This window comes from Vibrio sp. D3, from assembly GCF_043995865.1.
GTDB lineage: Bacteria > Pseudomonadota > Gammaproteobacteria > Enterobacterales > Vibrionaceae > Vibrio > Vibrio diabolicus.
The window spans coordinates 1,035,971-1,059,686 of the sequence record NZ_CP171886.1; the positions used below are offsets into that span (position 1 = coordinate 1,035,971).

General features: G+C 47.5%; 17 protein-coding genes, 4 tRNA genes, 3 rRNA genes and 1 riboswitch. Of the genes, 10 read left to right on the forward strand and 14 right to left on the reverse strand.

Annotated elements, in window-relative coordinates; all coding sequences use genetic code 11:
• Positions 1 to 28: 28 nt before the first annotated feature.
• From ACHFJ9_RS04495 to ACHFJ9_RS04540, 10 genes are all read right to left on the reverse strand, one after another.
• Positions 29 to 1,060, reverse strand: coding sequence for a cytosolic protein (locus tag ACHFJ9_RS04495; protein WP_395353964.1), 1,032 nt, complete (start codon positions 1,058 to 1,060; stop codon positions 29 to 31).
• 103 nt (positions 1,061 to 1,163) lie between these two features.
• A complete protein-coding gene (locus ACHFJ9_RS04500) occupies positions 1,164 to 1,925 on the reverse strand; it encodes a cytosolic protein (protein WP_182034887.1) in 762 nt (253 codons plus the stop codon).
• Positions 1,926 to 2,202: 277 nt separating this feature from the next.
• Positions 2,203 to 2,293: transfer RNA gene (locus tag ACHFJ9_RS04505), tRNA-Ser, on the reverse strand.
• Between the two features lie 101 nt (positions 2,294 to 2,394).
• A 5S ribosomal RNA gene (rrf, locus tag ACHFJ9_RS04510) occupies positions 2,395 to 2,511 on the reverse strand.
• A gap of 93 nt (positions 2,512 to 2,604) precedes the next feature.
• A 23S ribosomal RNA gene (locus tag ACHFJ9_RS04515) occupies positions 2,605 to 5,493 on the reverse strand.
• A gap of 370 nt (positions 5,494 to 5,863) precedes the next feature.
• Positions 5,864 to 5,939, reverse strand: a tRNA-Val gene (locus ACHFJ9_RS04520).
• A gap of 28 nt (positions 5,940 to 5,967) precedes the next feature.
• Positions 5,968 to 6,043, reverse strand: a tRNA-Lys gene (locus ACHFJ9_RS04525).
• Positions 6,044 to 6,045: 2 nt separating this feature from the next.
• A tRNA-Glu gene (locus ACHFJ9_RS04530) sits at positions 6,046 to 6,121 on the reverse strand.
• Between the two features lie 89 nt (positions 6,122 to 6,210).
• Positions 6,211 to 7,763 (reverse strand): 16S ribosomal RNA (locus ACHFJ9_RS04535).
• Together the 16S, 23S and 5S rRNA genes with 4 tRNA genes alongside form the textbook arrangement of a ribosomal RNA operon.
• A gap of 468 nt (positions 7,764 to 8,231) precedes the next feature.
• Positions 8,232 to 8,756, reverse strand: coding sequence for a DUF3087 domain-containing protein (locus ACHFJ9_RS04540; RefSeq protein ID WP_053809661.1), 525 nt, complete (start codon positions 8,754 to 8,756; stop codon positions 8,232 to 8,234).
• A 160-nt stretch (positions 8,757 to 8,916) separates the two neighbouring features.
• Between ACHFJ9_RS04540 and trmY the strand changes: the two genes are divergently transcribed.
• Positions 8,917 to 9,516 (forward strand): tRNA (pseudouridine(54)-N(1))-methyltransferase TrmY, encoded by a 600-nt coding sequence (gene trmY, locus ACHFJ9_RS04545; RefSeq protein WP_005459965.1) that lies wholly within the window; start codon positions 8,917 to 8,919, stop codon positions 9,514 to 9,516.
• 81 nt (positions 9,517 to 9,597) lie between these two features.
• Here the strand turns inward: trmY and ACHFJ9_RS04550 are convergent, their stop codons facing one another.
• Together ACHFJ9_RS04550 and ACHFJ9_RS04555 are read right to left on the reverse strand one after the other, a co-directional pair.
• Positions 9,598 to 10,941 (reverse strand): TldD/PmbA family protein, encoded by a 1,344-nt coding sequence (locus tag ACHFJ9_RS04550; protein WP_395353967.1) that lies wholly within the window; start codon positions 10,939 to 10,941, stop codon positions 9,598 to 9,600.
• A complete protein-coding gene (locus ACHFJ9_RS04555) occupies positions 10,941 to 12,326 on the reverse strand; it encodes a TldD/PmbA family protein (protein ID WP_395353969.1) in 1,386 nt (461 codons plus the stop codon). Before ACHFJ9_RS04555 ends, ACHFJ9_RS04550 begins: the two co-directional genes overlap by 1 nt.
• A gap of 312 nt (positions 12,327 to 12,638) precedes the next feature.
• Positions 12,639 to 12,746: riboswitch (TPP riboswitch) on the forward strand.
• A gap of 97 nt (positions 12,747 to 12,843) precedes the next feature.
• On the opposite strand from ACHFJ9_RS04555, the gene thiD reads away from it, so the two are divergent.
• The 8 genes from thiD (at position 12,844) to ACHFJ9_RS04595 (ending at position 19,292) form a co-directional block, all read left to right on the forward strand.
• Positions 12,844 to 13,704 (forward strand): bifunctional hydroxymethylpyrimidine kinase/phosphomethylpyrimidine kinase, encoded by an 861-nt coding sequence (thiD, locus tag ACHFJ9_RS04560; RefSeq protein WP_258622229.1) that lies wholly within the window; start codon positions 12,844 to 12,846, stop codon positions 13,702 to 13,704.
• Positions 13,694 to 14,449: an ABC transporter ATP-binding protein gene (locus ACHFJ9_RS04565; RefSeq protein WP_074190219.1), complete on the forward strand. Its 756-nt coding sequence runs from the start codon at positions 13,694 to 13,696 to the stop codon at positions 14,447 to 14,449. Before thiD ends, ACHFJ9_RS04565 begins: the two co-directional genes overlap by 11 nt.
• The gene (locus ACHFJ9_RS04570; RefSeq protein WP_074190220.1) at positions 14,442 to 15,242 is read left to right on the forward strand and encodes an ABC transporter permease; all 801 of its coding nucleotides are present in this window, start codon (positions 14,442 to 14,444) and stop codon (positions 15,240 to 15,242) included. The genes ACHFJ9_RS04565 and ACHFJ9_RS04570 overlap by 8 nt, the downstream gene beginning before the upstream one ends.
• Positions 15,243 to 15,264: 22 nt before the next feature.
• On the forward strand, positions 15,265 to 16,215 hold the full coding sequence (locus tag ACHFJ9_RS04575; RefSeq protein WP_104216491.1) for an ABC transporter substrate-binding protein: 951 nt from the start codon (positions 15,265 to 15,267) through the stop codon (positions 16,213 to 16,215).
• An 18-nt stretch (positions 16,216 to 16,233) separates the two neighbouring features.
• A complete protein-coding gene (tenA, locus tag ACHFJ9_RS04580) occupies positions 16,234 to 16,896 on the forward strand; it encodes a thiaminase II (RefSeq protein WP_006740999.1) in 663 nt (220 codons plus the stop codon).
• Between the two features lie 18 nt (positions 16,897 to 16,914).
• Positions 16,915 to 17,706: a hydroxyethylthiazole kinase gene (gene thiM / locus ACHFJ9_RS04585; RefSeq protein ID WP_005391861.1), complete on the forward strand. Its 792-nt coding sequence runs from the start codon at positions 16,915 to 16,917 to the stop codon at positions 17,704 to 17,706.
• A gap of 63 nt (positions 17,707 to 17,769) precedes the next feature.
• Positions 17,770 to 18,384 (forward strand): thiamine phosphate synthase, encoded by a 615-nt coding sequence (thiE, locus tag ACHFJ9_RS04590; RefSeq protein ID WP_395353974.1) that lies wholly within the window; start codon positions 17,770 to 17,772, stop codon positions 18,382 to 18,384.
• Between the two features lie 182 nt (positions 18,385 to 18,566).
• On the forward strand, positions 18,567 to 19,292 hold the full coding sequence (locus ACHFJ9_RS04595) for a phosphatase PAP2 family protein (RefSeq protein WP_065645281.1): 726 nt from the start codon (positions 18,567 to 18,569) through the stop codon (positions 19,290 to 19,292).
• Positions 19,293 to 19,362: 70 nt separating this feature from the next.
• Here the strand turns inward: ACHFJ9_RS04595 and ACHFJ9_RS04600 are convergent, their stop codons facing one another.
• Complete coding sequence (locus ACHFJ9_RS04600; protein WP_104972195.1) at positions 19,363 to 21,810, reverse strand: trimethylamine-N-oxide reductase 2; 2,448 nt, start codon at positions 21,808 to 21,810, stop codon at positions 19,363 to 19,365.
• A 22-nt stretch (positions 21,811 to 21,832) separates the two neighbouring features.
• Positions 21,833 to 22,927: a NapC/NirT family cytochrome c gene (locus ACHFJ9_RS04605; protein WP_005391870.1), complete on the reverse strand. Its 1,095-nt coding sequence runs from the start codon at positions 22,925 to 22,927 to the stop codon at positions 21,833 to 21,835.
• A 270-nt stretch (positions 22,928 to 23,197) separates the two neighbouring features.
• Between ACHFJ9_RS04605 and ACHFJ9_RS04610 the strand changes: the two genes are divergently transcribed.
• The gene (locus ACHFJ9_RS04610; RefSeq protein ID WP_074190226.1) at positions 23,198 to 23,713 is read left to right on the forward strand and encodes a GNAT family N-acetyltransferase; all 516 of its coding nucleotides are present in this window, start codon (positions 23,198 to 23,200) and stop codon (positions 23,711 to 23,713) included.
• Positions 23,714 to 23,716 lie beyond the last annotated feature (3 nt).

Below are 23,716 nucleotides of genomic sequence, written 5' to 3' on the forward strand. Positions count from 1 at the left end.
CCAATACCGTCTGCATTACATCTCAACGCTACGACAGTTGCTGCAACTTGTGCTCCACAACGGGGTCATTCGGAACTAACTGCTGAGCCACTTCCAAAAGTTGTACTGCATCTTGCGGATTGTCATGCTCATGCTTCATCGCAATATCAACAAGTGGCTGAATATCGATTTGCGCTTGATGCTCCTTCACATGTTCTTTCTTTTCTTCAATTAACACATTATGAGCGGTACTCAGTAAGTTCAAACGATGCTGTGAACTCGCATTCGCCTTGTTAAGGCACTGATAGTAATCTTCTTTTAATCGCAGCGTTTTGGTCTGATGACGAAACTGCGCTATATCTATCTTCTGATAACGTATAAAGTCTACAGCCACTTGCTTATAAAAACCGAATTTATTCAAATACGTCGCGTGGGTACCATGTCCCATACCGAAGACTCTCAAGTGAGTGAGCTCTGGGTAGCGTTTAGCGTGAAGGCGGTCGATTTCATTGGTTGGATCATAAATGATGTAGCCTTTTGCATCGCCAAGGTCGAGGTCGTGATACTTTCCTTCCCAATCAAATTGTTGGGCAAGTTCAGTACTTGGCCTATCATCCCATGGCACCAGCACTTTGTTTTTTGTGCTGACCGGGTGAAACATCAATACTTGATCCAACTTTAATAGATTGGAAAAGGCGCCAATAGCAAAACCACCGCGGCTAAGCCCGTAACCTAAACGACATTCAAAAGGCTCAAGTAATGTCGATAACTGCTCTAGAAAGAAAATCAAATTACGGCTGCGAAACCAGTTACTTTTCCCAAGGTGCTGAAAAGAAATAATATTTACTTTTTGTTTCTGGGCTAATCGATAGCCCCAAGGCGTAAAGTCTGAGTGTAAGTCCTGTACTTGTAGATTCGTACCAGCAGGGGAAAAGGTGAACAACAGCGGTTTATTGCGGTCGACAAACTCATACTTAACAAACACATCATCAAGTAAGTCCTCCCCGGACATCGGTAGCCTGGTTTGCTGTTCTTCACGAGAAAGAGCCAGCCATTCATCCAACCAGTACAGTAACTTCATTAATCCTCCATCTAAATTGCGCCTAGCAATTGTGTTAAAAATCTAGTTTTTAGTGTGTGATCATCTCCCCCTGGTTATAGGGGACTCTGATATCAGTCCTCTTTTAAAACAAAGCGTGAATTTGCTTATTAAATTGGTCAATATCTATGGTTTGATGACGAACAAACTCCTTCGCCACCAGATTAAAAAATTCTAATTTATCTAATTGTGTGGATTGAGTGCCGTGCCCCATACCGACGACTTTTAAATGAGTAAGCTCTGGATAACGTTCAGCATGAAGACGATCAATACGATTGGTGGGGTCATAAATAATGTAACCTTTGGCATTGCCCAAATCTCGATCATGGTAGCCGCTTTCCCAATCGAACTGTTGAGCAAGCTCAGTGCTGGGCCGATCATCCCATGGCACTAACGCTTTATTTTTTGTGCTAACAGGATAAAACAACAAAAGATGCTCCAACTTCAGTAAGTCAGCGAATGCGCCAATAGCAAAACCACCTCGGCTCTGCCCATAACCCAAACGACATTTGAAGGGCTTAAGTAACTCAGACAACTGCTCCAGAAAGAAAATCAAATTCCGGCTACGGAACCAATTGCTTTTACCTAAATGTTGAAAGGCAATAATATTTACTTGTTGTTGTATTCCGAGGTCGTAGCCCCAAGGAGAAAAATCCGGAGTTAAGTCTTGTACCTGAGCATCAGTACCGGAAGGAGAAAATGTGAACAACAATGGCTTGTTAAGATCGACGAATTCATACTTCACAAAAACATCATCAAGTAAATCGTAGCCAGAAATTGGTAAAGCAGCATTTTGCTCTTTTTGAGTAAACGCTTGCCATTCATCTAACCAGTAAAGTAGCTTCATTTTTTCTCCAAGTACATCAGCAGTATTTAGACTGAAACTCTATCAAAATGCTTTTAAGCATCCCACGTTGAGACTTAACAAAGCTCTACTTAAAGCCCAAATGACCTATGGAAATGTCTTCGATTGAAGATATTACTGCGTAAACTACACCCAAAATGAGTACGCTAAAGAACTTAGAGAAAGGGCCGGAGAAAAGCCAATTAGAAGTTTTCGATAACAACTGTTAAAAAACAGCAGATACAAAAAAACCGCTGTAAGAACAGCGGTTTTTTAAAGGTGGCGGAGAGATAGGGATTTGAACCCTAGATACGCTATTAACGTATGCCGGTTTTCAAGACCGGTGCTTTCAACCACTCAGCCATCTCTCCACAAATTGTCACTAAAACTTAGTCTTATACTATCGATGCTAATTTTTAGTTTTGCCTTCAGTTATCTTAATTAAAAAGAAAACTTGAAAGCGATATTTAAAGCCTGGCGATGTCCTACTCTCACATGGGGAAGCCCCACACTACCATCGGCGCTATTTCGTTTCACTTCTGAGTTCGGCATGGAAGTCAGGTGGGTCCAAAACGCTATGGTCGCCAAGCAAATTCTTTAATTCGGAAAGCTGTTTCTTAATTCTCGTTCTTACACATTCAATGTTCTTTCATTGAGTCCATCAAAACCCCTTGGGTGTTGTATGGTTAAGCCTCACGGGCAATTAGTACAGGTTAGCTCAACGCCTCACAACGCTTACACACCCTGCCTATCAACGTCGTAGTCTACGACAACCCTTTAGGATACTTAAAGTATCAGGGAGAACTCATCTCAAGGCTCGCTTCCCGCTTAGATGCTTTCAGCGGTTATCGATCCCGAACTTAGCTACCGGGCAATGCGTCTGGCGACACAACCCGAACACCAGAGGTTCGTCCACTCCGGTCCTCTCGTACTAGGAGCAGCCCCTTTCAATTCTCCAACGCCCACGGCAGATAGGGACCGAACTGTCTCACGACGTTCTAAACCCAGCTCGCGTACCACTTTAAATGGCGAACAGCCATACCCTTGGGACCGACTTCAGCCCCAGGATGTGATGAGCCGACATCGAGGTGCCAAACACCGCCGTCGATATGAACTCTTGGGCGGTATCAGCCTGTTATCCCCGGAGTACCTTTTATCCGTTGAGCGATGGCCCTTCCATTCAGAACCACCGGATCACTATGACCTGCTTTCGCACCTGCTCGAATTGTCATTCTCGCAGTCAAGCGGGCTTATGCCATTGCACTAACCTCACGATGTCCAACCGTGATTAGCCCACCTTCGTGCTCCTCCGTTACGCTTTGGGAGGAGACCGCCCCAGTCAAACTACCCACCAGGCACTGTCCGCAACCCCGATAAGGGGTCGACGTTAGAACATCAACACTACAAGGGTGGTATTTCAAGGACGGCTCCACGCAATCTAGCGACTGCGCTTCAAAGCCTCCCACCTATCCTACACATGTAGGGTCAATGTTCAGTGCCAAGCTGTAGTAAAGGTTCACGGGGTCTTTCCGTCTAGCCGCGGGTACACTGCATCTTCACAGCGATTTCAATTTCACTGAGTCTCGGGTGGAGACAGCGTGGCCATCATTACGCCATTCGTGCAGGTCGGAACTTACCCGACAAGGAATTTCGCTACCTTAGGACCGTTATAGTTACGGCCGCCGTTTACCGGGGCTTCGATCAAGAGCTTCGACCGAAGTCTAACCCCATCAATTAACCTTCCGGCACCGGGCAGGCGTCACACCGTATACGTCATCTTGCGATTTTGCACAGTGCTGTGTTTTTAATAAACAGTTGCAGCCACCTGGTATCTGCGACTCTCAATAGCTCCATCCGCGAGGGACTTCACCGTCGAGAGCGTACCTTCTCCCGAAGTTACGGTACCATTTTGCCTAGTTCCTTCACCCGAGTTCTCTCAAGCGCCTTGGTATTCTCTACCCGACCACCTGTGTCGGTTTGGGGTACGATTCCTTACAATCTGAAGCTTAGAGGCTTTTCCTGGAAGCATGGCATCAATGACTTCACATCCGTAGATGCTCGACGTCGTGTCTCAGCCTTAAAGAGAGCCGGATTTACCTAACTCTCAAGCCTACGCACTTGAACCTGGACAACCGTCGCCAGGCCCACCTAGCCTTCTCCGTCCCCCCATCGCAATTGTAAGAAGTACGGGAATATTAACCCGTTTCCCATCGACTACGCCTTTCGGCCTCGCCTTAGGGGTCGACTTACCCTGCCCCGATTAACGTTGGACAGGAACCCTTGGTCTTCCGGCGAGGAGGTTTTTCACCCCCTTTATCGTTACTCATGTCAGCATTCGCACTTCTGATACGTCCAGCATGCGTTACCACACACCTTCAACCGCTTACAGAACGCTCCCCTACCCAATACTCAAAGAGTATTGCCGCAGCTTCGGTTTACTACTTAGCCCCGTTACATCTTCCGCGCAGGCCGACTCGACCAGTGAGCTATTACGCTTTCTTTAAATGATGGCTGCTTCTAAGCCAACATCCTGGCTGTCTGAGCCTTCCCACATCGTTTCCCACTTAGTAGTAATTTGGGACCTTAGCTGGCGGTCTGGGTTGTTTCCCTCTCCACGACGGACGTTAGCACCCGCCGTGTGTCTCCCGGATAGTACTTACTGGTATTCGGAGTTTGCAAAGGGTTGGTAAGTCGGGATGACCCCCTAGCCTTAACAGTGCTCTACCCCAGTAGTATTCGTCCGAGGCGCTACCTAAATAGCTTTCGGGGAGAACCAGCTATCTCCAGGTTTGATTGGCCTTTCACCCCTAGCCACAAGTCATCCGCTAATTTTTCAACATTAGTCGGTTCGGTCCTCCAGTTGATGTTACTCAACCTTCAACCTGCCCATGGCTAGATCACCTGGTTTCGGGTCTATATCCAGAGACTGAACGCCCAGTTAAGACTCGGTTTCCCTACGGCTCCCCTAGATGGTTAACCTTGCCACTGAATATAAGTCGCTGACCCATTATACAAAAGGTACGCAGTCACAGGACAAAGCCTGCTCCTACTGCTTGTACGTACACGGTTTCAGGTTCTATTTCACTCCCCTCACAGGGGTTCTTTTCGCCTTTCCCTCACGGTACTGGTTCACTATCGGTCAGTCAGTAGTATTTAGCCTTGGAGGATGGTCCCCCCATATTCAGACAGGATATCACGTGTCCCGCCCTACTCGATTTCACTGAATATGCGTCGTCAGTTACGGGGCTATCACCCTGTATCGCCAAGCTTTCCAGCTTGTTCACCTGACGCCTATAAAGCTTAAGGGCTAGTCCAATTTCGCTCGCCGCTACTTTCGGAATCTCGGTTGATTTCTTTTCCTCGGGGTACTTAGATGTTTCAGTTCCCCCGGTTCGCCTCCTTACCCTATGTATTCAGGTAAGGATACTTACTTATGTAAGTGGGTTTCCCCATTCGGAAATCCCAGACTCAAGTGGCTTTTACTGCCTAATCTGGGCTTATCGCAAGTTAATACGTCCTTCATCGCCTCTGACTGCCAAGGCATCCACCGTGTACGCTTAGTCACTTAACCATACAACCCCAAAGAGTTTCGCGAAGCGATTCTTGAGGATGTTGTTAAACAACCAAAGTTGTCTGCCATTATTTAAACATGATGCAGACTCGATTTTGCCGGACTCAATTTTCTTCTCCCTTACTTTGAAAAAGTAAGACAAAAGCCAAGAACACTTGAATGTGTTGTATTGGTGTTTGTCATAAAGACAAACATTGAGAACTTTACAAACAACAATAAATTGTTGTTTTGTCAGCTTTCCAAATTGTTAAAGAGCTATGTTGCTTCACAAGGAAGTTACATTTTCTAAAGACTTTCAGAGTCAAAAATACCAACCAGTATCAATTGCTTGTTCTGGTTTGGACGTTTTATTCCAAAAATACTTAGAGAATGGTGGGCGATACCGGGCTCGAACCAGTGACCCCCTGCTTGTAAGGCAGGTGCTCTCCCAACTGAGCTAATCGCCCACATTGTTTTGATTTCCGTGGAAGGAAATGGTGGGTCGTGCAGGATTCGAACCTGCGACCAATTGATTAAAAGTCAACTGCTCTACCAACTGAGCTAACGACCCAATGGTATCCCGTAGGGGAGTCGAACCCCTGTTACCGCCGTGAAAGGGCGGTGTCCTAGGCCTCTAGACGAACGGGACACTAAGTGAACATCTTGGGGGATGTTCTATCTCTTAAACTTCATAAACCGTATCAATCTGTGTGAACACTCATCGCAATAATCATCGTATAAGGAGGTGATCCAGCGCCAGGTTCCCCTAGCGCTACCTTGTTACGACTTCACCCCAGTCATGAACCACAAAGTGGTAAGCGTCCCCCCGAAGGTTAAACTACCTACTTCTTTTGCAGCCCACTCCCATGGTGTGACGGGCGGTGTGTACAAGGCCCGGGAACGTATTCACCGTGGCATTCTGATCCACGATTACTAGCGATTCCGACTTCATGGAGTCGAGTTGCAGACTCCAATCCGGACTACGACGCACTTTTTGGGATTCGCTCACTCTCGCAAGTTGGCCGCCCTCTGTATGCGCCATTGTAGCACGTGTGTAGCCCTACTCGTAAGGGCCATGATGACTTGACGTCGTCCCCACCTTCCTCCGGTTTATCACCGGCAGTCTCCCTGGAGTTCCCGACATTACTCGCTGGCAAACAAGGATAAGGGTTGCGCTCGTTGCGGGACTTAACCCAACATTTCACAACACGAGCTGACGACAGCCATGCAGCACCTGTCTCAGAGTTCCCGAAGGCACCAATCCATCTCTGGAAAGTTCTCTGGATGTCAAGAGTAGGTAAGGTTCTTCGCGTTGCATCGAATTAAACCACATGCTCCACCGCTTGTGCGGGCCCCCGTCAATTCATTTGAGTTTTAATCTTGCGACCGTACTCCCCAGGCGGTCTACTTAACGCGTTAGCTCCGAAAGCCACGGCTCAAGGCCACAACCTCCAAGTAGACATCGTTTACGGCGTGGACTACCAGGGTATCTAATCCTGTTTGCTCCCCACGCTTTCGCATCTGAGTGTCAGTATCTGTCCAGGGGGCCGCCTTCGCCACCGGTATTCCTTCAGATCTCTACGCATTTCACCGCTACACCTGAAATTCTACCCCCCTCTACAGTACTCTAGTCTGCCAGTTTCAAATGCTATTCCGAGGTTGAGCCCCGGGCTTTCACATCTGACTTAACAAACCACCTGCATGCGCTTTACGCCCAGTAATTCCGATTAACGCTCGCACCCTCCGTATTACCGCGGCTGCTGGCACGGAGTTAGCCGGTGCTTCTTCTGTCGCTAACGTCAAACAACGCCGCTATTAACGACGCCGCCTTCCTCACGACTGAAAGTACTTTACAACCCGAAGGCCTTCTTCATACACGCGGCATGGCTGCATCAGGCTTGCGCCCATTGTGCAATATTCCCCACTGCTGCCTCCCGTAGGAGTCTGGACCGTGTCTCAGTTCCAGTGTGGCTGATCATCCTCTCAGACCAGCTAGGGATCGTCGCCTTGGTGAGCCCTTACCTCACCAACTAGCTAATCCCACCTAGGCATATCCTGACGCGAGAGGCCCGAAGGTCCCCCTCTTTGGCCCGTAGGCATCATGCGGTATTAGCCATCGTTTCCAATGGTTATCCCCCACATCAGGGCAATTTCCTAGGCATTACTCACCCGTCCGCCGCTCGACGCCGCTATCGTTCCCCGAAGGTTCAGATAACTCGTTTCCGCTCGACTTGCATGTGTTAGGCCTGCCGCCAGCGTTCAATCTGAGCCATGATCAAACTCTTCAATTTAAGATTTTGTTCGGCTCAATGAATACTGAACATTACATAAAGTAATGTTTGAATTGACTGTGCTGAATCCGAAGATTCAATGGTCACTTCGTTTCATTGAAACCTAATTTGAAGCTGAAGCTTCTAATTGGATTATCATCAACGAGTGCCCACACAGATTGATAGGTTTATATTGTTAAAGAGCTTGCTTCGTAAGCTTTGCTATCGAAGCGGAGGCGTATTCTAAGGAATTAATTCTTAGTGTCAAACACTTTTTAAAATTAATTTTTAGAAGCTTTCTTTCGCCTTATTGCCAATTGCTTTTGCGTTTCCGCTTTGCCCTGACAACGGAGGCGCATTATAGGGAGATGATTTTTCTTGGCAACCCCTTTTTAGAAAAAAAACTAAAAAAAAGCGTCGAGTGATTAAATCTCACTCAAACGCTTATTTTTAGCACTCAGTTGTTAACTTCAAGTAGCAAATAGGCAATCAGTATGTGTCTACCCAGCTCTCTTTAAAGCTGGTGATATCAAGATCCAGTGATTGCGCCGCTTCGATTTGCTCAATTGCCTCTAATTCTTTATTTACACTATTCATCGTCAATGTGTTGTTGTCTAACTCAAACACTTGTTGTTGCGTTGTGTAATAGAACTTAAGCGTAGTGAGCGCTTTTACATCGTCATTGCTCGCGGCTGCTTTAATGCTTTTTAGTTTACGAAATATTTTGTTGTGCAGTTGCTTGAGCTTCCAAACGTACAGCACCTCTTCCATGTATGGTCGAGTTTTAATTTGATTCAATAAAGAGAGGGAAGTTGCGACTGCGAGAACGACACCAATCAAATTCCAATGAAAGTTTCCCGTTGATTGTTCAGGTACGACTTCAGTGTTGCCAAACAAAACAATAAGCAAGGTACTAAAGGCAAGAGATGAGATAGCGAGCAACGCAACAAAACCGCCAATCACCAGGTTTACTTTCTTTTTATAAATGTCTTTATTTATCTTTTTGATTTCCATATACCGCTCCTAACAGGGTTGCCTCCTATTCTAACTAGCACACTCCGCACGACAATCGAAGCTTTGTAAGTAAGTTCACATTTACTATTAAACTCGCATCCCTTCCCTGCTTGGGTATATACTTCCGCGCATTCACTCTTCCTATATAGAGGCTAAACTCATGCGCTCTTTTGTTTTACGAGCTCGCGCGGCGCCAACCACCAGCAAAGCACTATTAGAAGGTGTTGGTAACGAGGCGCATACCGAGATCCTTGCTCATACCATGATGAACACCATGTTCGTGGCACAATCTCACCGTGAAGATGTGGTTGTCCACTTGGTATTAGAGAGCACGAAGGATTACTCGCGCACGATTACCATTCGTTCAAACGACATTACCAATATTGGTGGTTTTCACGAGTCAACGTTGATCGCTGCCGTTGCCCGTGCGTTAGACGCATCTGTTGGTATGGGTAAAGAGCAGCTTCGTGAAGTTGAACCCGGTATTACGGTTCGTACAGTGAGCTTTGAACGCTTGGTGCAAGAACTGGCGGAAGACCACCAACTTTATATGTTGGACAAGAAAGGCGAATTTGTTCGTGACGCAGAAATTGGTGAAAATCCATGTTTCTTACTAACCGATCACATTCCGATGCCAAAGAAGTCGTTCAACAGCTTGAAGCGCCTAGGTACTGAGAAAATCAGCCTTGGGCCTAAGATGCTGTTTGCTTCTCAGTGTGTAGTACTGATCCACAACGAACTGGATATCCGCGAATTCTAGTTATTCGCGTACACGTTGCTAGATGATGAAAGAGGACTCGATTGAGTCCTCTTTTTTTGTTTCTGACTTTCTATGCAACGCTTATTTACCACCAATGCTCAAACGAGCAAAGCGAACGTCTGGCGAGAAGAAAGTGCGGCTATCGTTGATTAGCTGAGTATCACCTACAGCCTCAACTTCTTGCAGCATCTTGTAGAAGTTACCCGCTACCGTGATCCCACGAACTGGTTGAACGCGCTCTCCATCACGGCACAAGAAACCACTCGCACCAAATGAGAAATCACCACTGACAACATCTGCACCAGAGTGAACCCCTTGCAGTTCCACTAATTCTAGGTATTCACCTGCATTGACTTCTGACGCATTGCTGTTGCCTGTCGCAATCACTTTGTGATTCGCTGACACGTCTAAGCTCGATTTTGCACCGCGAGCGGCACTTGCTGTCGAGACTGCGCCCAAGTAACTTGCGGTCTGGCTGTTGTGTAGCAAGGTTTTCAACTCACCATTAGCAATCATCACATTATCTTGAGTAGCGAAGCCTTCACTATCAAAACTCGCGATTGCCATACCATTTGGCATGTAAGCCGCATCGGTAAAGGTGATCAGTTCACTTGCAACGCTTTGACCAAGCTTGTCACCCAGTGGCGAGATGCCTTTCATCGCACTCACACCAGAAAACGCACTGCCGAATGCACCAAACAGGCTGCTTAAAGCATTGATGTGGAAAATGGCCGGATAGTTACCTGTCGCAACCGGAGCGCCTTCAAGAAGATCGCGAGCAAGGTTGTAACCGCCTTCTATACAATAAGCTGGATCCAACTCATCAAAACGGCGACCTAGCGACATTCTTCCCGCCATCGACTGTTTGCCGTCTTTTTCAAACAAGGTATACGCGTAACAAGTGAACGATCGCTCGAAATGTTGACATAACGTACCTTGAGTATTCGCGATGATGAGCTGAGTTTCACCGTCACTGTAACCATTGTATGGTGAGCTTGAAGCGTGAGGCAGAGCCACAACACCTTGCTCAAGCGCAAGGGACAGTTCAATTTTCTCATCGACCGATGTGGTATCGTCTTGCGCAATTTCTGCAATATCAGTGGTGATTTTACTGTTTACGCAGCTGATGGTTTGATGTTCATCTTGCTTGGAAAAGCGAGCACTTTGCAGCGCGTTTGTGAGCATCAAATCTAAACTTGGTTGCTCTAGTGATTCAGAATAACTTGTCGCGACACGAGCATCTTTCACAACACGAACACCCAGAACTTGGCTTGAGCTTACTTTGTACTCATCCAGCTTTCCTTGGTTCGCTTTCAGAGAAAAGCTGCTGTTGCGGTTTACAATGACGTCCGCTTCTGCGCCTTGACGCTTTGCTTCTGATAGGACGTAATCAACCGCATTAAGAAGTTGTTTTTCTTGGCTCATTAGTTACCGCCTCCTACCAGAATATTATCTACTTTCAGTGTTGGCTGACCGACTGTTGTTGGTACTGAACCACTTACTGAACCACACATGCCCGGCGCAAGCGCCATGTCTTTACCGACCATGCTGATTTCTTTCAACACTTTAGGGCCCGTGCTGATCAGCGTTGCTGTTTTCAGAGGTTTGGTAATTTTGCCATTTTCAATGAGATAAGCTTCACGAACAGCAAAGTTAAACTCACCTGTTCCCGGTTGAACCGAGCCACCACCCATCTTCTTCGCATAGATACCACGTTCGATACCTGCCAGCATGTCATCAAGTGAATGCTCGCCTTCTTCAATAAAGGTGTTACGCATTCGCGAGGTTGGTGCGAACTTGTAGTTCTGACGACGACCAGAACCCGTAGGCTCATAACCTGTCTTCATACCACCCATTTTATCGACCATAAAGCTGGTTAGCTTACCGTCTTTGATCAATTGAGTGCGCTGAGTCTTCATGCCTTCGTCATCAACATGAATCGAGCCCCATTCGTTGGTCATGGTGCCATCATCAACTGCATTCACTGCGGTGTGAGCAACCATTTCGCCCATCTTGTCGTGGAATACGGACGCTTTCTTCGCAACCGAAGTGGTTTCGAGTAAGTGGCCACACGCTTCATGGAAGATAACGCCGCCAAAGCCGTTACCAATCACCACTGGCATTTCACCTGATGGACAAGCATCAGCGCCAAGTTTCACTAACGCTTGCTGCGCGATAGTTTGACCCAGCTCTTTCGCATCAAGCTGTTCGCTGAACTCCCAACCAGCAAGAGCGCCAGGACCTTCCATACCAGAAGACTGCTCATTACCTTTTTGAGCAACGGTATTACCAGCAACTCGGATGTAGTGACGAGTATCGTCAACGTGTAGACCTTCTGAGTTGAAGATAGACACTTGCTGCTCGCGCTGAAGCACACTACCAATGAACTGGCTGATGTACTCACTTTCTGCACGCGCAGCTTGGTCAACTTTCAATAGAAACGCGATTTTTGAATCTAAGTTGGCATCCTGACTTAACGGCATGCGGCAACCGTGTTGGATTGGGTAGCGGTTCAAATTTAAAGAACCTGCTGACGCGATTTGTTCACGCTTGTCTTTTGCCGCAAGCAATGAGGTTACGCGTTTTAGCTCGGCTTCGTCCGTGTTATTGGTGTATCCATAAAGCACTTTGTGACCGAAGAAGAGGCGAATACCGATACCAAAATCAATCCCCGAATTGACCTTGTCCACCTCACCAGATGCGATCTGGACGGTGTTAGTTTGATGATGTTCAACGAATAGTTCAGCGAAATCAGCCCCTAAAAAGAGAGCATGATCGATCACTGACTTCGCTGTTGCAGAATTAAGCATGAAGTCTCCTTGCTCGATGATAGTCTTAGCCTTCCTAATTAACTGTCGAAAAGTTCAACAAAGTTAAATTGGCAACGCGTTAAATTTTAACAGTTTTTTAACCTTGTTTTGTGCTAATCCTTGCTTAACGAGACCACGATTATTTATTAAATATTCCAGGTTCAGCTCTTTCACCAGAGCGTTGCACTAGTAAATTCCACACGACGAACCATTTAGATGCTTACTCTATCACTCACCTCGCATAATTGAATACTCAATAATAATTACTCTCAAAAAACGTATCCCTTCTACAAGGGTCCTGCTATCATCCGAGCGAAATAGTCGGGGGGCCACGCGATAAGCGTTGGCTGAGATCGAGATTCGAGACCCGTTGAACCTGATTCAGTTAGCACTGACGTAGGGAACTATGCGCACTTTGCCTTTCGCCGCTCCTCTTTGGCGAGCGATAACGATCGAACAATCGATCTATCCACAACGGTCAAAGTCAGTTCCTATACGTCTTGTAGTAGGAGCGACCATGACGCAGCAATCACAGCCATCTTTACACCAGGCACAATCACCTATAACCACCCCTGTTGTCTTAACCATCGCAGGCTCCGACAGCGGCGGCGGCGCAGGCATCCAAGCCGATATCAAAGCGATGTCCGCAACTGGCAGCTTTGCCTGCTCAGTGATTACCGCCATCACCTCACAAAACACGCAAGGCGTTTCTGCGATTTTCCCTATTCCTCTTGATCACGTTGAAAGCCAACTCGATGCAGTGTTTACCGATCTCAATATTGTGGCGGTAAAAGTCGGCATGCTGGCGGATTCGAACATCATTAAAGTCGTTGCTAACAAGATTAAGCAATACCAACCTAAACATCTTGTGATTGATCCCGTCATGGTCGCCACCAGCGGCGATTTGCTACTTGAGCAATCAGCAATCAGCACATTGAAAGAAGAACTAATTCCACTGGCAGACATCATCACTCCTAACCTGCCAGAAGGTGCAGCATTGACGGGTAAGCCAGTGCCTCAATCAGAATCTGAAATGAACGATATGATTACCGACCTTCGTGCACTTGGTGCCAAAGCTATTCTGCTCAAAGGCGGTCATCTTGAAGAAAATGAAAACAGCAACGATCTGCTGATCATGCAAAACAGTGCGGAGTTAATCAGCGCCAAGCGTTTTCCGACCAAAAACACCCACGGTACGGGCTGTACACTGTCTTCCGCCATTGCGTCTTACCTTAGTCAAGGCAACAACCTGCACAAAGCGGTGCACCTTGGTAAGCAGTACATCAGCCAAGCTATCGCACACGCGGATGAATTGGAAGTGGGGAAAGGTCACGGACCAGTGAATCACTTCTTTGCGGGTCATACCTATGTTCGCTAACGCGATTGGCATTCAGCTTTCCGATGCCAGTCTGCAATACAAAGATAGCCAAACACCGACTTTAGCGGGAGTGAACATGACCATTCCCGTCGGTAAATGGACGGTATTACTCGGACGAAGTGGCTGCGGGAAAACCACAATATTGCGTTACTTAGCTGGCCTACTGGATGACCAAGTTGACTGGCATGGCGAACTCATCACAACCGATGGCGCTGCACTGCATGACCGTATCGCTTACATGGCTCAACAGGATTTATTGCTACCGTGGTTGAATGTGTTAGACAACGTCTGCCTCAGTTCTCGATTTTCTCAAGAGCAAGCACCAGAGCAAAATAGACAACGTGCACTGACTTTACTCAGCCAAGTGGGACTCGCCGATTACGCGGATGCTAAGCCAGCTCAGCTCTCTGGCGGTATGAGACAGCGTGTTGCCCTTGCTCGTACTCTGATGCAAGACAAGCCTCTGGTTCTGATGGATGAGCCCTTCTCTGCGCTGGACGCGGTTACTCGCCATAAGTTGCAAACCTTGTCTGCCGAATTATTGAAAGATAAGACGGTTGTTCTGATTACCCACGACCCACAAGAAGCGGTGCGATTGGCACACCAACTCTATGTGTTACAAGGCACGCCTGCTCAAGCGCAGCACTTGGTTGTTCCGGACGCCAAGCCACCAAGATCTCTCGATGGAGAATGCGCAACTCTACAACAAGCGATTTTGAATCAATTGGAGAAAGACTATGAGTGATATGACTCAGTACAACTCCGTTTCGGCGCGTATCAGTAAAAAGGAACGCGTGACTCATCCGGCATTGCGTCTGCTAATCAGCGCAGCCGTGATCTTAGGTTTGTGGCAACTCATTGTAGTGGTGTTTGACATGCCAAGCTTCATCTTGCCTTCGCCGATTGAAGTATTGGATAGATTAGTCACTCGATACGACGTGCTACTCAAACACACTTGGGTTACCGCGCAAGAGATCCTACTTGGCCTCGCACTCGGCTTATCGATGGGTTTGCTATTCGCTTTGCAAATGCTGATGTTCGAGCCGCTCAAACGCTGGCTATTGCCGATTCTTATCGCTAGCCAAGCAATTCCAGTATTTGCTATCGCGCCAGTGCTCATGCTTTGGCTGGGTTACGGCATTGCATCGAAAGTAGTAATGGCGGCGATCATCATCTTTTTCCCCGTCACGACATGCTGCTACGACGGTTTACGCAATACACCAACTGGTTACCTCGATCTTGCCAAAACCATGGGCGCATCGAAATGGCAATTACTGCGCCATATTCAACTCCCTGCCGCCCTACCAACGTTAGCGTCTGGTATTCGTGTTGCCGTCGTTATTGCGCCGATTGGTGCCGTGGTAGGTGAATGGGTTGGTTCAAGTGAGGGCCTAGGCTATCTGATGCTGCAAGCCAACGCTCGCATGATCATCGATGAGATGTTCGCGGCGCTGTTTATTCTCGCCGCACTGTCTATCACACTCTATTTCACCACTGACAAATTACTGAAAAAAGCCATTCCCTGGGAAAACAAATAGGGAAAGAAAAAGGAAGAACCCCGTGAATAAAAACAAACTCATGAGCGCTGTTGCTCTGCTCGCATCAATTGTTTCAACTAACGTACTTGCTGCCGAAAAAGAGCTTACTTTAATGCTGGATTGGTTCGTTAACCCGAACCATGGCCCTATAGTGATTGCACAAGAACGAGGCTACTTTAAACAGCAAGGTTTGAAGGTAGATATCCAAGAACCCGCCGACCCAAGCACACCACCTAAACTAGTTGCAGCTGGCAAAGTCGATATGGCGATTTCATACCAACCTAGCCTGACCATCGACGTAGCGGCTGGCTTGCCATTAATTCGCTCTGCGACCTTAATTGCAACTCCCCTCAACACGTTGATGGTGTTGGACAACGGTAAGAATGAAAACCTTGGCGACTTGAAAGGCAAGAAAATTGGTATTGCGATCGCCGGTAACGAAGAAGCGACAATCGGCACTATGCTTGCGCAAGAGAACGTGAAGTTTTCTGACGTACAAATCATCAACGTAGGTTGGGCGCTGTCTTCCTCTCTTGCTTCTGGCAAGGTGGATGCGATTTGGGGCGGCCTACGTAACTTCGAAACCAACCAACTTGCCCTAGAAGGCTACAAAGCCAAAGCCTTCTTCCCAGAAGAACACGGCGTACCAGCGTATGACGAACTGGTGTTTGTGGCGAATGCAAAAACCTACGACAAAGCCGCTATCAAAGCGTTCAACAAAGCGCTGGAGCAAGCGACTACTTACATCGTCAACCATCCGAAAAAGTCCTGGAAAGAGTTTGTCGCTTACTCACCAGACACGCTAAACAACGAGCTCAACCAACGCGCTTGGAACGACACGTTAACTCGTTTCGCGCTTCGCCCATCGGCAGTCGACCTAAAACGCTATGACGATTACGCCGAGTTCATGTACTCACAAAAAATCATCGAAACGCTACCAAAAGCAAAAGATTACGTACCGAGTTTTGACTAATTACGAGGCTGCCCCATTATGAAATACCAAGATTTGATCGACGCTTGCCGCCAAGATTGGCAAGAATACACTGAGCATGCCTTCGTGCAGCAATTGGCCAAAGGCACGCTGGCTCAACCTTGTTTTCTGCATTACTTGAAACAAGATTTCTTATTCCTAAAACAGTACGCACGAGCTTATGCGCTGGCAATCTACAAAGCGCGTACGTTAGACGATATGCGCCGCGCACTACCAAGCGTACATGCGCTTTTAGATTCAGAGATTGCCCACCATGTTACCTACTGCGGTCAGTGGGGATTAACGGAATCTGATCTCGAAAACGAGCCGGAAGACTTTGGCACGGTGGCTTACACGCGCTACGTATTGGATGCGGGAATGACGGGCGACTTAGTTGACTTATATGCCGCGCTCGCCCCTTGCTCCATCGGCTACGCCGTCATTGGTAAAATGCTGATTGAAGATGAAAACACGGTATTCGAAGGCAATCCTTACGCAAGTTGGATTAACTTGTACGGCGGTGAAGAGTTCCAATCTGGCGTGGCAAGTGGGGCCGAACACTTTAACCAGCTACTGGCTGAAATCGACATCCACAGCCAGCGCGGTCAAAACCTGATTCAGGTCTTCAAAACCGCAACGCGTATGGAAGTGGCGTTTTGGCAACAAGGTCTAAACGCGCAATAAGGTTAATTGGAGAATCTCATGTTAATAGAACAAATCACTCAAGCATTAACCGCAGTGCGTCAGCAAAAGCCTTTAGTCGTGAACATTACCAACTACGTGGTGATGAACAACACGGCGAATGCTTTGTTGGCTATCGGTGCTTCGCCAATCATGGCGCATTCAAAGCAAGAAATGGCAGAAATGATGTCGTTTGCTGGCGCGTTGGTGATCAACATCGGCACCCTAGACAGCGTTTGGACGCCGCGCATGAGCTATGCCGTCGAGCAAGCCAACTCGAACGGTAAAATCGTTGTGCTCGACCCTGTCGGTTGCGGTGCAAGTTCACTGCGCACCGAAACCTCGCGCGAAATCGCCCGCCTTGCAAACAAGTTAATCATTCGTGGTAATGCGTCCGAAATCATTGCTCTCGCTGGTGAGCAAGCGCAAAGCAAAGGTGTAGATGCACTCGACAGTAGTGATGCAGCCCTTGGGGCGGCTCACTTCTTAATTGAAGAATATGGAGCGAGCGTGGTGATCTCCGGCGAAACTGACTACATCGTGACAAAAGAGCAAACCGTCCAGTTGAATAATGGTCACGAGATGATGCCATACGTAACGGGCATGGGCTGCACACTGACGGCACTGACTGGCGCTTTCGCAGCAATCGGCGACGAAACGGGCCTTGCTGCGGCAGCGGTGCTTGGCGTTGTGGGTGAAATTGCGGCTGAGCAAGCGCGAGGGCCAGGTAGCTTGCAAATGCATCTTTTGGATGAGCTTTACCAACTGGACGAAGAAACACTGGCAACACGTCTTAAATTACAAGTGAGATAAATCACTTCTCAATGCTTTAAACGCCTCTCACTCCAAAGACAGTGGGAGGCAAAAGGAAACACAATGAACGCCTATCGTTTGTATTTGGTCACCGACGACCAACAAGATTTATCCACTCTCAAACACGTTGTAAGAAAGGCGGTAGAAGGTGGGGTAACCATGGTACAGGTACGCGAAAAACATGGTGACGTTCGTGCATTTATTGAACGAGCTCAAGCCGTAAAGACGGTCCTTGAAGGCACTGACGTCCCGTTAATCATCAATGATCGTGTTGATGTTGCCCTTGCCGTCGATGCCGATGGTGTTCACCTCGGGCAGTCAGACATGCCAGCAGAGATCGCTCGTCAATTGATTGGCCCAAACAAGATTCTAGGCTTGTCGATTGAGACTGAAGAGCAGTTGGCAGAGGCGGATTCTCTGCCCATTGATTACATCGGTTTGAGTGCCATCTTCGCTACACCAACCAAAAACAACACCAAAAAACACTGGGGTATTGAAGGTTTGAAGATGGCGCTGAACACCACGTCTTTACCAATCGTCGCTATTGGTGGCATCAACGAAACCAACATTCCTGCCCTGAGTGCGACAGGTGTACATGGTTTGGCTTTGGTTTCTGCCATTTGTCATGCAGAAAACCCAACCAAAGCAGCAGAGTACTTACTTTCTCTGATGGATTAAGACCCCAACGCTTAAGGATGAGCGCCTTTACCCTCCGGATAAATGTCATCAATTCATCACTCAGCCTTCATTCTCTCGTCAAATTGACAAAGCGTTGATAAGTTTTTCACGCCAGATAACGTAAGATAAGCCCCTTATTTTCACGTGGTTGAATAACCCTCAATAAAAACAAAACGCTCTCAATGAAAACCAAAAAATATGGATTGATGATGCTCGCCTTGTTTGTTCTTGGCATCATCCCAATGTCGCTGTTTGGCTCTTATCACAATCTCACTTCACAGGTGCCTGAAAGTCTGGGTATTACTTTTACTTTGCTCACAGATTCTGCTGGCAGCAAAGGCTTTTTAATTACCTTAACGCTGCTACTGCTTTCTTTATTTCGCTTTAAACCAAGTCGCACTGAGTGGATGCAAAAACTCTCAATGTTAGGGCTGTTACTTGTGATTGGCTTTGCCAGCAAAACGGGGCTAAAACTGATGACAGAAAGCCCGCGCCCATACACGGAATTGCTCGCAGCAGAACAATTGATTGAAACACCAGAAACGTTTTATCAGTTAGATACAAAACAACAAGCCAACGTAATTAACCAGGTTACTGAACAAGTCAGTGATTGGCGAACACGCCATTGGCAAGGCGAGAAAGACTATTCTTTCCCGTCGGGCCATACGATTTTCGTTTCGATTTGTTTGGCTTTCTTTGGTGGGTTGTTCTTACAGAACAAGTGCTATATCTCTGCACTGTCATTGTGGATGTGGGGTATGAGCGTCGCATATAGCCGCTTATGGCTGGGCATGCATCGCCCTGAAGATTTAATAGGTTCGGTCTTGTTTGTCGCGATTGTATTTACTTTACTCCCGACATTTCAGATTAAGAAACAGATGCCGTTTGTTTCTCTTGCTTCGCGCTAATGTGAACGATGACTAGATAAAAAAGAAGCCAGCGATTCGCTGGCTTCTTGCTTTCAAGCGCTACTTTTTTCTAGCCATTTTTTGGTGGTTCAAACGCTGTTAGTTCTAATTCTGGGCCAGTGTATTTTTCAATACGAACCAGTGCCGAGTTCGCCGCACAGCCGTTTGCAAGTCGAGAGGTCGGAATATCCAACGTTAACACGTTACAACCGCCGTTCTTACAAATGCCGGTTTTCGGATCCAAATCCGGCCAACCGCCTTCATGAATACACACTGAACCTTGCTTGATTCGGTCAGTCACTTCTGCGCCAACCAATACTTGGCCACGGTTGTTAAACGCACGAACTAGATCGCCAGTTTTAATACCACGCGCTTTCGCATCTTCAGGGTGAATCCAAATAGGTTCACGGTTTGCAATTGCGTACTCTTCGCGAATCTTCGCGTAGTTAAACTGGCTGTGTAGACGATGCGCTGCGTGCGCGGTCATTAGCTGCAACTCGCCATCTTTTGCATTGCCAGTGTACTCGGTTGGTGCCATCCACGTTGGGTGTGGAGGACAGTCTTCCAACTGGTAACCTTCAATCGTTTTCGAGAAGATTTCAATCTTACCACTTGGCGTACCTAGCGGGTTCATGATCGGGTCTTCACGGAAATCCGCGTAACGAACAAACTGTGCGTTCTTCTCGTTCCACTTCATCTCGATCAGTTGGTTATCTTCCCAGAACTTGCTGAAGTTCGGCATTGCTACGCGAGAGCCACGGCCACCTTGTTGCGCCACCTTGTAGAAGCCGTACAGCCATTCCATTTCGGTTTTGCCTTCGGTGTACACATCACGTCCACCCGGTGCTAGCATCTCCGCCATGTCCGCGAATACATCGAAGTCATTACGCGCTTCACCTTGTGGCTCAACCACTTGCTTCATTGGCACCAAGTGTTGGTTACTGTAGTCTCCTGTCATCGTTAAGTCATTACGCTCGAACGATGTGGTGATTGGCAGAACGATGTCCGCATGTTTTGCTGCCGCCGTCCAGTACGGTTCTGAAATTACAATTAGCTCAGGTTTTTGCCACGCTTTAATCAAGCGGTTGGTGTCTTGGTGGTGAGTAAAGTTCGCACCACCTGCCCACCAAATCATCTTGATATCTGGGAACGTCAGTTCATGACCGTTGTGATGGTAGGATTGACCTGGGTTTTCCAACGCCTCGACAATACGCGCCACAGGGAAACTTTGTACCGCGCCAGACACCGCCCAGTCGTTACCCGCAGAAGAGCCGCCACCCAGTGACGCTGAAATCGCAGGAAGCACGCCAGCGTCACGAGCAGGGTTACCACCGTTTGAGTAGTGGTAAGAGAAACCAAAACCACCGCCCGGTAAACCGATTTGACCCAACATCGTTGCCAGTGTAACCAGCATCCAGTGACGCTGTTCACCGTATTGTTGGCGCTGCATGCCCCAACCCGCCATCAGCATGGTGCGGTTTTTACTGAAGATGTCAGCTAAGAGCTCAAGTTGCTTCGCAGGTACGCCACAGATTTGCGATGCCCACTCCGCTGATTTTTCTACGCCGTCTTCTTCGCCCATCAGGTACGCTTCAAATTTGTCGTAACCAGCGGTGTATTTATCGAGGAAGGCTTTATCGTGCTTACCTTGTTTCACCAAGGTGTGTGCGATACCCATCATCATCGCTACGTCGGTCATTGGGTGAGGAGCAATCCACTCCGCATTCTCGCCAAAGAACTCGATGGTTTCAGAACGAATAGGGTCAATCGCAATAACCGTCTTGCCTGATTTTTTTAATTGATGGAAGAACTCAAGACCAGCGCAGTCTGTTGAGCTCCACGCGATTTTTAGGGTGTTGATCGGGTTTAAGCCCCAAAGCACAACCACATCGCTGTGCTCTAGTACCACTGGGTACGTGGTTTGTTGCTCGTACACTTCGATAGAGCCCACAACGTGCGGCATGATGATCTGCGCAGCACCCGTTGAGTAGTCACCCAAGTGGCCTGAGTAGCCGCCTGCCATGCTCATGTAACGTTGCAGCAAGGTTTGTGCTTTGTGCAGCACGCCACTTGAACGCCAGCCGTAAGAACCAGCAAATACAGAAGCTGGGCCATATTCTTTGCGAATTCGCATGTGCTGCTCGTGGATCAGTTTGTAAGCCTCATCCCAAGACACACGCACAAACTCATCACTACCGCGCACACCTTCTGGCGACGATGGGTTTGCCAAGTAGCCTTTACGTACCATTGGGTACTTCACACGCGCCTTGGTATGCACTTGGTCAGGCCCTGTAGTTTGTAGACTATTTGGTACAGTTTGTGGCAGAGCATTAGTGGTCGATACTAGCTTGCCATCTTTCACTTCACATAACATTGGGCCCATGCGGCCCGCTGTCAAAATGCCCTTGCCACGCTGGTTTGAAGACGCAACAGACATAGGCGCAAAAGAAGTAAATGCCATGGCGCCAGCCGCCATACCTGTGCCTTTTAGAAATCCACGACGGGTTAAATTAGTCATAATCTTATCCTTCTATTTATCGTTAGTGACCAACCACATCTTTCGCGTGGTGCTGGAAGAACTTAGTAAGAATTTCTAGGTTTTCGGCAGTGATGTCTGTTCGATCACCCATACTCTTCGCCACTGGTCCCCATGCGTTCACTGTGAAGTGATTTGAAGGAATTTTCGCGTGACAAGTTGCACAATAAACGTTGTCTAGCTCTTCTGCGTATGACCAAACTGGGTCAAGCGTATCCACAACAGGAGAATCGATCGTGCCTGTTAGTGACACTGCGCGCCATTCGTTGCCGTAAACGTCGGCCTTAAACTCACCGCCCTCAAGAGCTTGCTGACCTTGCTCGGTTAGCGTTGCTACGATGGCACGTTGACCTTCACCCATGTACAGCACTTGCTCTGCGCCTTTCATTTGGAAGGCGTCCAACTTAACAGTACGCTCATCACCTTCAGAGCTGATTACTTCTAACTTCGTCGTTGGGTTAATTTTACCCATTTCACCCATTGCGATTTCAGTCACAGGGTAAACGACTTTGGCACCAGGTGATGTTTTTGTGGTGAAGCTCATCAACGTTTCAAATGCCTTACTGTCTAGCTCAGCTTCTGGTGCAAAGTGAGCAACGCCTTTGTGACAATCGATACACGTTTGATCGTTTGCTTTTGCGTACTCGTGCATTTTCGCTGCATCGCGAGATTGCTCAAATTCTTCCATCGCGTCAAAGTCGTGGCAAGAACGGCACGTAGCAGAGTCGTTTTCACGGAACTGCTCCCACACCATCTCCGCAAGCTCTTTGCGGTGCGCTTCGTATTTTTCTGGCGTGTCGATCTTGCCAGTCACGAACTCATGGTAGATGTCTTTCGATGCACGAATCTTCGTGATCAGGTAGTCCATCGGTTCTTGTGGGATGTGGCAATCAGAACACTCGGCACGAATGCCTTTCGCATTACTGAAGTGCACTGAGCCTTGGTACTCTTTGTAAGGGATTTCCATAGAGTGGCACGAGAGACAGAACTCAGTATCAGAGGTGTAATGCATTACCGCTGCAGTACCACCTAATGTTAACCAGCCCACACCAATGCCGGCAGCAACCAGCAGTGCAACATATCGTTTTTTTATTGACATAATTAGCAACACTTCCAAATAAAATGTAATTATAGATCGCAAAATACTACTTTATGGGTAGTTCTCTCTTGATCCACATCATTTCCGTGTTGCTCTATGTGTCTCAAGTATGAAATTTCGTTATTTTCATCCCATAAATGAATATTCAGTAAGAATTAATTACCCAACCAGGCATTCACCACACAAATCACTTTTGTAAGTGCAACCGTTTGATTAAAGAGATAAGAGGATGAGAAACTGGCTCTCTACATAAATGCTGTAAGGACACGCATGTCAGTTTATATTGAGACTCACCGAAACCGATTAAGACCTATCGAAGCCAGCGATTGGGAACTATTTCAGCGATTACATTCCGAACCAGAGATCATTGAGCTCTGTTTTGATCGCCCGAGCGAAAAACAAATAAAAGAAAAATTTGCTTCGCGATTATTACCATGGACACCAGACAGTCCGCACTGGCTTTGCCTCGTCATACTCGATAAGCAATCTGAACAACCGATTGGCGTCACTGGCCTTGCCATTGAAGAAGGTAACGCAGAGGTGGGTTACTTACTTTTGCCTGAATTTCATGGCCGACAGTTTGGAACAGAAACCCTTCAAGCGCTTCTAAATTGGGCGAGAGCAACACATGACATTGACCGCTTTTCCGCTACGGTCACTGAAGGGAATATTGCTTCAGAGCGTGTTCTCATGAAGTGCGGATTCGAGCTATCTGAAGTCATTCCTGACGCATACCAAATTGGCGACAAGCGTTACGCCGACAAAATCTACTCGCTACAAAAATAAGGA